Genomic DNA, 10,270 nt, shown 5'->3' with positions numbered 1-10,270 from the left:
TGAGAAACAAATTGGCGAAAAATTTCTGGCAATTCATGCCAATGAGGGGTTTCAAGTTCCAATGTCGGTGTATGAAGTGACACTTTTACAATTTCTTTTTTTATTTGTTCTGATGACATTTCTCCTTCGCACAAAGCAAGGGGAGGCCCTCTAAGAACGCCCAAAGGCTGTTTTGAGCAATTCGATTTGTTTTCCCACTAGATTATCATCGTTCAAGATAAAGCCGCCCCTTATTGACCAGAACGCTTAAACTACAGCAGCATCTCTAAATGAAAAAAATGCGCGCTTCTAAACGCAATGAATGAGAAACAAATTGGCGAAAAATTTCTGGCAATTCATGCCAATGAGGGGTTTCAAGTTCCAATGTCGGTGTATGAAGCGACACTTTTACAATTTCTTTTTTTTATTTGTTCTGATGACATTTCTCCTTCGCACAAAGCAAGGGGAGTCCCTCTAAGAACGCCCAAAGGCTGTTTTGAGCAATTCGATTTGTTTTCCCACTGGATTATCATCTTCTAGAGCACAGGAGGCCGCAGTTTCCCACCCAGCACGCATATAGGTTATCCGCGCTTCTAAACGCAATGAATGAGAAACAAATTGGCGAAAAATTTCTGGCAATTCATGCCAATAAGGGGTTTCAAGTTCCAATGTCGGTGTATGAAGTGATACTTTTACAATTTCTTTTTTTATTTGTTCTGATGACATTTCCCCTTCACGCTCTGCGCGAAGAAGAAGGAGTTGAGAAGCGATTTGCATAAGTCGTGTACTTAAATACATAGCCTCTTTCGCATAAACTGCAGAAACCTCTGCCGAAAGAGAGCGTGCTACTAATTTCCCTTCTGAGTCAATATACGCTGCGGTTTTTTCAATCAGCGCCATTGTTTCTTCATAGAGACGATTAAAAGCATTTTCAAAAGCATTATGCTCAATCATGATAATAGGTTCATCATATGGACGTTTATGTACACTCACGCTTTTATACTCCAAGTATCAGCACAAAATCATACCCCTTAACGAATAGAGTATTAAAAAGTTTCTTTTGTTGCTGTATAGAACGCTTTTTTTTAAAACTGCTACCTCTTTTAATTTTTTTGCGCAACGCACTTTTTATACTAAGGTTAACGTGCCCAACAAACACTACAGGAATATTTTTTATAAACGGATCATTTTCCTTGAAAAGGACCACTGCCAAGATTGCCGTTTTTCACAATAATAAGCGACTCCAAATTGCAAAGCAATACCCGTTATTATTAAGAGGGTATCGGAAAAAAACGTTTCTGTCATCACTGTTTTTATAATTTGTCCAAACATCGCAAAAATGGTTCCCGTTACAAAGACCGGTAAACTATGTTTTCCTAAAATTGCTAAAGGATGTTTCTGAGAGACATAAAACCATTTATTGATGCGCGGCAAAGAAAGAATGAGAAAGGCTAATGCAAGAACATGGAGTAAACGTGGCAAGCTTAAAAAGGTTTTATTAAAGTTCAACAATGGGGAAGACCAGCCAAGCCACCCCAAAATGCCCCACCAGTTTAAGCGAACCCATAACAGCGCCAACAAGAGATACGCTGCCGCACAAACAATCCAAAAAGACTGAAAAGCGATTTTTTTTCCTTGTTTAAGCGCTAAAGTACTGGTCAATCCTATGACAAATAAGAATTGCCAAGACAAAGGATTTAAAAACCACTTTCCCTTTAAAGGATAAGAAGGAGGAGCAATTTTATAAAATCCGCAGATAAGATACAGTGTAAAGGAGCCCAAAAGCAGCCATTTTGTCTGCTTACAACTCAAATAAAGGATAAAAGGCGCAAAAAACATCAAAACGATATAAAGAGGAAGAATATTATTATATCCCAATTGATGCCCAAAGCTTAAGGTACTCAAAAATGCGATACTAGGCTCTTTAAAAAAGAGTCCCACATTGTTCATCGATAAAAGTTTTTCTGTTCGCCATAATAAAAAGGCAGCAAAAAAAAGACTTAACGTGACAAAAGTCGTAAAAAGATATGCACCATAGAGCTGCAGAGCTCTGTACCAAAGTTTTCGGATAATAAAAGCAAAGGATTTTTGCTGTAATCGTCCATGAAAGCTTAACCCAAGAGCAATCCCTGAAAGCAAAACAAACACTTCTGCACAATCAGAAAAACCGAAGTTTCTATGAGTAAAAGACTCATAGATCGTTCTGGGAATATGGTTGATGAAAATCGTCAATAAGGCCAAAGAACGAAAAACATCAATGCGTGTATCACGATGAGAAGGTTGAGTATTATGCTCAAGAATACCTTGGTATTTCATCAGTGGACTCCCACACGTCACAAACCCCTTGAAGTCCCAATAAAAATGGTGCTTACCCTTATTGCCAACAAGCATGAACAGGATGAAATTTTAATTTTTAAGAGTCAAGTTTCATTTTAAGCGTTTATTTTTTTAAAAGCAAAAGTTTTTTAAAGGCAAAAGAACGAAAAGCGTCCATACGTGTATCACAACAAAAAGGCGACATATTATGCTTAAAAACACTCTCATTTCTCATAAACAGGCTTCCACACACCCACAAATCCTTTAAATTACGTGAAAATGGTGGTCACTTTCATCGCAAATAAGCATAATAGAATGAAACTTTAATTTTTAAGCGTTATTTTTTCTAAGAAACAGGGATTTGACATGACAGAACAAAAAAATAAACCAATTGATCCACCTCTTTTCCCTCAGTTGATTTTAACACTTGATGTTCGGCGCAACACCCCACACGCATTATTGCGGCAAATTTTGCAAACAAAGTCTTTTGCATGCGTCATCCTCTATGATTCTGAAAAGTTGAAAGATGATAGCTCTTTTTTGCAACAACAAGCGCAAATTTACGCAGAAGATATTCAACATCATGACGCAGCCCTTCTCATCGCGGGTGACAGCCGCATTGCTGGGCGCATAAAGGCTGATGGATTGCACATAGAAGATGATCTTAACGCTCTTGAAAGCTTCAAAAATCAGCAAAAGGAACAAAAAATTATAGGCTTTGGCAATTTACGCAATCGCCATAGTGCTATGCTTGCAGCGGAAACAGGTGTTGATTATCTATTTTTTGGCAAATTAGGGGCTGATAAAAAACCCCAAGCGCACCCCCGCAATCTCCAGTTAGCAACATGGTGGGCAGAGATTATGGAAATCCCTGCTGTTGTGCAAGCAGGAAGCGATTTTTCAACCTTTGATGAAGCCTTAAAGACTGGATGTGAATTCATTGCTGTAGAAGAAGTCATTTTCGGGAACGACAATCCCTTAATACTGCTTAAAACAATGCAAGAAAAATGTAAGGACACCCCCTTGTAATATAGGAGAAGAATTTATAAATAAAACGTTAACTTTTGTGTTTCTTATAGAGAACATAATGATATATAAAAATAGGAGAAAAATTCGTTTCGTTTATTCATAATTCAATCAGATCGCTTCATCACGCAGTAAAATTTCCCATCATTTAGTCAAGTTTTCCCACGTTTCAATCAATTGAATGGAAGGTGACCGTCTCTTTTTGTGCATTGTATAAGAAAATGAAATCATAAAGCTATTTAAATTCAAATAGTTATAAAAATAAATCAACATTTTATATTAATAACCAGCGATATTGAAAGAATATAAACAGTGAAATATAGCGGCACCTTCGAAGACCTTAAAGATATAGTTAAAACAGCTGGATATAAAATCATAGAAACTAAGTTTCTATCACTTAATTCTTCTAAAGGATATCAGATCAAAACCTCCGAAGGAGGCGTTATTAATTGGTATGAAAGCACAGGAACAATCAACGTTCAAGGCAAAGAAAACATAAAACAAAAGTTAATAGAAGATTTAGCAAAGCATATAGAAGAAACATCAACGATTCCTTCCTCAAAAACTGCCTCCAATCCTTCAAATAAAAAAATTTTTATCGTTCATGGTCATGATTGTTATGCCTTAACGGAGCTTGAAAATGTTCTTCTCAAGCTTGGTCTCGAACCATACATCTTACAAAACACGAGTGGTAATGGTTTACCCATCATTCAAACTTTGAAAAAAGAAATTTGTGACAGTTCTATAGGTTTTGGTATTGTACTCCTCACGCATGATGACATGGGTTATGCTATATCTCAAGGTGCAGAAAAAATTCAACCCCGTGCACGACAAAACGTTATTTTCGAAATGGGCATGTTAGCTGCCGCACTTCCTCTTGAGAGGATTGCTATTCTACAAAAAGAAGGCATTGAAATGCTTTCAGATGTTGGTGGAGTTTACTACCTTTCTTTTAAAGAACACGTAAACGAAACATTTCCCAAACTTATTAAGCGCTTACAAAAAGCTGATTTCTCTTTTAATACAGATACAATTCATGCATTAAAGTAAATTTGAATAATGCTTATGTTTATTTTTTAAAGCGCACGCCCAAAACCACAAGGCACCCCACCACATTCCACAGACACACATCCTATAGCACAGAGAAACGATCACCCCCCCTTCTTCAAACAGCAAGCGATTGTGCAAATTTTAATGAAGAGACCGCGTGTAAATTCATTACCATAGAAGAAATCATTTTAATCCCTTTGATAAACACGGAGGCTGTTGTCATGATTTTGGTAATTGTTCCAGAGAGATTTAAGAAGCAGATAGCCTCTCATTAGATTAAAGAAAAATAGGAATTTCACGTCAGGCATGTACTACAGCTACAATTTCGATTTGATGTGCAGCTACTCGATACAATATAAGGTAATTTGGATGCGCTACAATTTCTCGTAATCCTAATACCTTCTCACTCTGTCTGTATAAATATGGATGTTCAGCCAATGGCAGTAAGGATGCTTCCAAAAACCTTTTCATTCGGCGCGCAGCAGATGGATTTTCGCGAGCAATATAAGTTAAAATCTGACGCAAATCGTCGCGCGCCGAAGACAACCAAAACCGGAAGCATCACTTGTCCTGTTCAGCTTCAAGCTGACTGATTATAACTTCCATTTCAGCCATAACCTCATCATGCGGAATAGGAGGATATGGATTTGCAAGACTGCTCGCTACCTTATCGCGCAGCCATGCAGTGTAGCTGCTTTCCTGTTCAACGGTTTCGAACTCTGAAATTAGCGGAGAAAGGGTGGTCTTCATAATATATGTCCTTTCTATTCCTGAATATTGAAGATAATTACTCTTGGCTATGTTGTTAATATTAGCGAATTGAAAATGTTTAACTTTTAAGCGTCCAAAGTTCTTTTGATCTTAAAACTTAAGGCTTTTTAACCCTCTCAAAAAACACGGGGGCTAATGTCATGATTTTGACAATCATTCCAGAGAGATTTAAGAGGAAGATAGCCTCTCATTAAAAAACAAATTTTGTAAGTAAAAAACTATTTTTATTGTAAATTTCCTGAAATTACTTTATGAATTAAAAGATGTTTTGGTCGCATACGCAACGACCAAGAGGGTCTTGAAAGCCCGAAAATCTAAACATGAATTTACCCCACTTTGTGGGTATCCCGGAATTCCGGGAGTTTTTGCTATGTCCAGGTGCTTTAAGCACTAAAAGCAAAAAAAGCTGATTAGATTTCAGTACTTTCAAGCTCCCGGAATACTCATGCGAGGGCGCTCGCAACCGGCGGGGAAAAATGCAATCTCAAAATCTTAATATTGATCTTTTTATTGGCAAAAAAATTCGTTTGAGACGAAAAATGCTAAAAATGTCTCAAACAACTTTAGGGCACGCTTTAGGCGTAAGCTTCCAACAAATTCAAAAATATGAAAAAGGCTTAAATCGTGTCAGCGCAGGGCGATTAAAGAAAATTTCCGATATCTTGAATGTTCCCATTGCCTTTTTTTACGCGGATATCTTAACAAAACAGCAGTCCCCATACCACCATGATGAAATCGCATCAAGCACAGAGGAATACCTGCTTCTCAAAAGATTTAGAGTTCTAACAACGGTAAAAAAGAAAGCCTTTTTACAGCTGATCTCTGATGAGAATGCAAGCTAACATCACGCGATAGTGTGTGCTATTCAAAGTCCCCTTTGTGAACACTTTATTGCTTGAATGCAAAACATGCCACCCCTCCATTTTAAGAAACGACACGTTAAGAGACACTATTTTAATTTTTATTGTAAATTTCCTAAAATTACTTTATGAATTAAAAGATGTTTTGGTCGCATACGCAACGACCAAGAGGGTCTTGAAAGCCCGAAAATCTAAACATGAATTTACCCCACTTTGTGGGTATCCCGGAATTCCGGGAGTTTTTGCTATGTCCAGGTGCTTTAAGCACTAAAAGCAAAAAAAGCTGATTAGATTTCAGTACTTTCAAGCTCCCGGAATACTCATGCGAGGGCGCTCGCAACCGGCGGGGAAAAATGCAATCTCAAAATCTTAATATTGATCTTTTTATTGGCAAAAAAATTCGTTTGAGACGAAAAATGCTAAAAATGTCTCAAACAACTTTAGGGCACGCTTTAGGCGTAAGCTTCCAACAAATTCAAAAATATGAAAAAGGCTTAAATCGTGTCAGCGCAGGGCGTTTAATGGAAATTTCTGATATTTTGAATGTTCCCATTGCCTTTTTTTACGCGGATATCATTACAAAACAACAGCCCCCATACCACCATGATGAAATCGCATCAAACACAGAGGAATACCTGCTGCTCAAAAGATTTAGAGTTCTAACAACGGTAAAAAAGAAAGCCTTTTTACAGCTAATCTCTGATGAGAATGCAAGCTAACATCACACGGATAGCGTGCGCTATTCATAAGCATTCATACATATTTTAAAAAGCAACCTCCATTGTAAGCATTTTTTCATTTTAAGCGGAGAAGCCATTGATATAATAGAAGATAAGCATCTTTACATACGATAACCCTTCATCATTATTATTTTTAACAGAACTGTATTATTTTTAACAGGACTGTTTTAAACAGTCTGTCTCTCGTCGACATTTATGCTACTTTTTTAACTTACCCAACCCTACCTTGAACCAAGACGAAAAACTGAGAGATAAAAAGTAATATAGAAATGAGATTCTTATACGGCTTGTAATGATGAAAAAAAAATGTGAAAATTCTGATCGGTAATGAGGAGAAAACACCATGATCAAGAGAAGCGTGAAGCTGCTTATCTTAGGCGTGATTGGGCTTGCAAGTTCTGCTGTAAGTTCAGCGGGAAACACTGAAGAAATCTCAAATTCTGAAAGCTCTTTCAATACGATTCAAGAAGCTTCAAACACTCAAGAACCCTTTCAGCCCTTAAAAGCTGGAGACTATGACCAAGCCTATGACTATTACATCCAAGGTTATTATTTAAAAGCTTTTCGTGAAGCACTCCGACGTGCTGAAAAAAATGATCCTTTTGCACAAACTCTTCTTGCCCGAATTTATATGGAAGGATGTGCTGTTCCTATTGACGGTGCGCGTGCTGCTTTATGGTTTGAACGCGCTGCAAAACAGGGGGAACCCCAAGCACAACTACGCTATGGACTTATGTTGTTTGATGGTAACTTTATAAAACAAAATCAAGAACTTGGTGCGCAATTCATTCAAAAAGCTGTCAAAGCAGGCGTCAAGGAAGCCTATTTTTATTATGGACAACTGCTTCTTTATAAGGCCTCACAGGAAAAACAAGCTCTCCCTGGTGTTTCTTCCCAAAGTCGTGAAAATGAAGCAATAGAGCAAGCCTTAAAATGGTACTTAAAAGGTGCTGCTCTTGGCGATGCTGAAGCGGCTTTTTCTGCTGCAAAAATTCTTTCCTTAGGCACATTAAAGCGACCAAAAGATGATCGCAATGCCCGCAAGCTTATGGAAGTAGCAGCTCAAAACAACCACTTAAAAGCTCAACTTCATTTAGCACAATGGCTTGTACAGGGGCGTGGAGGAGAAACAGATTTTCAGCGTGCTTTTCATTTACTTCACAGAAATGCCGTCAACATGATTGCACCAGCACAGATTTCCCTTGCAAGGCTTTATCGAGATGGCACAGGAACAAAAGGCGATATAATAATGGCAGCGGCATGGTATATGCTCGCAAAGGAAGCAAAAATGCAAGCTCCTGATCTTGAAATAATGCTCCAAGGCATGGACAAGACACAACTAGAAAAAGCGCACAAAGAAGCAATAAAGCTCCTTCCTGTTTTTTAAAATACTCCTCTCTGCTTCAAAAAGATAAAATTTATAGAAATTCCGGGAGATTTTGCTCTGTCCAGGTGCTTTAAGCACTAAAAGCAAAAAGGCTGATTCGAGGTCAGTGTTTTTAGACTCCCGGAATACCAACGCGAGGGCGCTCGCAACCGGCGGGGGCTTTAAAATGCGAGCCAAAAATCTTGATAACGACATTTTCATTGGTAAAGAAAACGCACTGGTATCATTTGCTTAACAAACAATATCCAATAAGCAAAAGAGCTAGACTATCCCGAAAATTCCGCAAGCTCTATTTTTTCATTCTTTTTGCTTGGACGAAAAACACGCCGTCTCTTATAAAAAAACTATTTTTTATTGCCAAGCCTCCGAAATTACTTTACATATTTAAAGGTATTTTTGATCGTATACGCAACGATCAACGGGGATTAAAAACCCTAAGGTCCGATACATAAAAATGAACCCACTCTGTGGGTATCCCGGAATTCCGGGAGATTTTGCTATGTCCAGGTGCTTTAAGCACTAAAAGCAAAATGCTGATTCGGACTCAGTGTTTTTAACTCCCGGAATACCAATGCGAGGGCGCTCGCACTCGGAGGGGGCTTTAAAATGCGAGCCAAAAATCTTGATAATGACATTTTCATTGGCAAAAAAATTCGTTTGAGACGAAAAATGCTAAAAATGTCTCAAAAAACATTAGGTCAACATTTAGGTGTTACTTTCCAACAAATCCAGAAATATGAAAACGGCTTAAATCGTGTCAGCGCAGGGCGTTTAAAAGAAATTGCCGATATCTTAAATGTTCCACTTGTCTTTTTCTATGCGGATATCTTAACAAAACAACAGCCCCCGTACTCTCATGATGAAATCGCATCAAGTACAGAGGAATACCTACTTTTAAAAAGATTTAGAGTTCTAACCTCGATAAAACAAAGAGCCATTTTACAATTACTCTCTGATCAAAATGAAAGCTTTTAACATCATAATATAGGGCGCTACACTCTCTATTCTTGACTTGCCTCCCATCCCTCAAAGGACAGAAGCCCCTTCCCTATCCAGTTGGGAAACAATCCGTCTTCTCAGAACAGAACTCTTTTAGCTTCCCATTTTATGTGGTTCATTTCACAAGATTATCCGGACAAGCTCTCCCTCAAATATTCACCACACACTCTCATAAAAACATCACATGTACAAAGTTTTATGTCTTATAGCACCACACCTCAAACGACAGTATTTTACAGCAAACAGAATAAGCATTCATACGTATTTAAAAAAAGACAGCCCTTAAAAAGCAATGCTTGAAAATTTTTTTTGGTCGATCTGGAACAGAACCTAACGCATCATTTTATAATGGTGATAGAGGACATGATCTTAACATGCAAACGCAAAAATTTGCTTTTTTATCATAATCACTAAAAGCAGCAGTTTATTAAAATATACGCCACCAGAAGCACTTCAAGCAGCCTGTACAGCTGAAACCATTATTCATTGATTAATTAACCGATTGATTAGATACCGATATGTTGTTAATGTGCTATAAGTAAAGTTGCTCTTAATTTCTGGAAGAGGAGCTTCGCAAATAAAGAGCAACAATAAGTAAGGGGAATTAAAGATGTTAAAATATTTATTGCTGTCACCGGTTGTGTTGGTGGCTGGTTGCGCATCTGTAGGCAATTATTCATCAAATTATGTTGATCAAAGTCTTACAAAGCGTCAGGCACAATTAGTTGCTAACAAATTTATTAGCGGTAACAAAGGGTTTTTACCACCAGCTACAACCACACTTCTTATAAAGAAAAATAATACAGCAGACAACTTTACTCCTTTATTTATCAATCTGTTGCGACGGAATGGATATAATGTGATCTATACAGATCAACCTCAAAAGCAACAAAACATGGGTGTGAATTTGAGTTATAGAATAAGATTAAATAGTAGCACTATAGTGTCTCTTTTTCAGTATAACGTGAACGGAGAGCCGCGTTCTTATATAAATACTCAGCCCAGATGAACCCGCTATTTAATGTAAACATACTCTATATTTTACACGTAAAGACTTAAAAGCTCTTGCGAAAGGCAAAGAGATTTGCACCTCAATAAAAAACCTCATTTTTAGCCAGAGTGGATAAATTTTATTATAGATT

At 37.6% G+C, this 10,270-nt stretch carries 11 protein-coding genes and 2 pseudogenes; 7 read left to right on the top strand and 6 right to left on the bottom strand.

Going from position 1 to position 10,270, the window contains the following annotated elements; translation table 11 throughout:
- From ACFINS_RS01690 to ACFINS_RS01675, 4 genes and pseudogenes are all read right to left on the bottom strand, one after another.
- Nucleotides 1-128: pseudogene (locus ACFINS_RS01690) on the bottom strand (DUF1465 domain-containing protein); the annotation flags it as partial.
- A 22-nt stretch (nucleotides 129-150) separates the two neighbouring features.
- Nucleotides 151-431, bottom strand: a pseudogene (locus ACFINS_RS01685) (DUF1465 family protein); the annotation flags it as partial.
- Nucleotides 432-453: 22 nt separating this feature from the next.
- Nucleotides 454-972 carry a DUF1465 family protein gene (locus ACFINS_RS01680; RefSeq protein ID WP_375705802.1) on the bottom strand — a complete coding sequence of 173 codons (519 nt, stop codon included), beginning with the start codon at nucleotides 970-972 and terminating at the stop codon, nucleotides 454-456.
- 180 nt (nucleotides 973-1,152) lie between these two features.
- Nucleotides 1,153-2,295 (bottom strand): OpgC family protein, encoded by a 1,143-nt coding sequence (locus ACFINS_RS01675; protein ID WP_375682639.1) that lies wholly within the window; start codon nucleotides 2,293-2,295, stop codon nucleotides 1,153-1,155.
- A 366-nt stretch (nucleotides 2,296-2,661) separates the two neighbouring features.
- Here ACFINS_RS01675 and ACFINS_RS01670 point away from each other — a divergent pair, with 366 nt between their 5' ends.
- A complete protein-coding gene (locus ACFINS_RS01670; RefSeq protein WP_375705801.1) occupies nucleotides 2,662-3,324 on the top strand; it encodes a thiamine phosphate synthase in 663 nt (220 codons plus the stop codon).
- A 309-nt stretch (nucleotides 3,325-3,633) separates the two neighbouring features.
- Nucleotides 3,634-4,371, top strand: a complete 738-nt coding sequence (locus tag ACFINS_RS01665; RefSeq protein ID WP_375705800.1) for a TIR domain-containing protein — start codon at nucleotides 3,634-3,636, stop codon at nucleotides 4,369-4,371.
- Nucleotides 4,372-4,671: 300 nt separating this feature from the next.
- Here the strand turns inward: ACFINS_RS01665 and ACFINS_RS01660 are convergent, their stop codons facing one another.
- On the bottom strand, nucleotides 4,672-4,917 hold the full coding sequence (locus ACFINS_RS01660; RefSeq protein ID WP_375705799.1) for a type II toxin-antitoxin system RelE/ParE family toxin: 246 nt from the start codon (nucleotides 4,915-4,917) through the stop codon (nucleotides 4,672-4,674).
- A gap of 15 nt (nucleotides 4,918-4,932) precedes the next feature.
- Nucleotides 4,933-5,121, bottom strand: a complete 189-nt coding sequence (locus tag ACFINS_RS01655) for an antitoxin (RefSeq protein WP_375611750.1) — start codon at nucleotides 5,119-5,121, stop codon at nucleotides 4,933-4,935.
- Between the two features lie 497 nt (nucleotides 5,122-5,618).
- On the opposite strand from ACFINS_RS01655, the gene ACFINS_RS01650 reads away from it, so the two are divergent.
- The 5 genes from ACFINS_RS01650 to ACFINS_RS01630 all read left to right on the top strand — a co-directional run bounded on the left by ACFINS_RS01650 (nucleotide 5,619) and on the right by ACFINS_RS01630 (nucleotide 10,137).
- A complete protein-coding gene (locus ACFINS_RS01650; RefSeq protein ID WP_375705798.1) occupies nucleotides 5,619-5,984 on the top strand; it encodes a helix-turn-helix domain-containing protein in 366 nt (121 codons plus the stop codon).
- 371 nt (nucleotides 5,985-6,355) lie between these two features.
- Nucleotides 6,356-6,721: a helix-turn-helix domain-containing protein gene (locus ACFINS_RS01645; protein WP_375677835.1), complete on the top strand. Its 366-nt coding sequence runs from the start codon at nucleotides 6,356-6,358 to the stop codon at nucleotides 6,719-6,721.
- 364 nt (nucleotides 6,722-7,085) lie between these two features.
- Nucleotides 7,086-8,129, top strand: coding sequence for a tetratricopeptide repeat protein (locus tag ACFINS_RS01640; protein ID WP_375620995.1), 1,044 nt, complete (start codon nucleotides 7,086-7,088; stop codon nucleotides 8,127-8,129).
- 606 nt (nucleotides 8,130-8,735) lie between these two features.
- Nucleotides 8,736-9,104: a helix-turn-helix domain-containing protein gene (locus ACFINS_RS01635; RefSeq protein WP_375638272.1), complete on the top strand. Its 369-nt coding sequence runs from the start codon at nucleotides 8,736-8,738 to the stop codon at nucleotides 9,102-9,104.
- 634 nt (nucleotides 9,105-9,738) lie between these two features.
- Nucleotides 9,739-10,137: a hypothetical protein gene (locus ACFINS_RS01630; protein ID WP_375629711.1), complete on the top strand. Its 399-nt coding sequence runs from the start codon at nucleotides 9,739-9,741 to the stop codon at nucleotides 10,135-10,137.
- The last annotated feature ends 133 nt before the right edge of the window (nucleotides 10,138-10,270 follow it).

Origin of the sequence: Bartonella sp. AA2SXKL, from assembly GCF_042197205.1 — a bacterium.
Taxonomy (GTDB): domain Bacteria; phylum Pseudomonadota; class Alphaproteobacteria; order Rhizobiales; family Rhizobiaceae; genus Bartonella.
The sequence above is the reverse complement of the archived record's forward strand: the minus strand, read 5'-3'. Positions and strand labels throughout refer to the sequence as shown.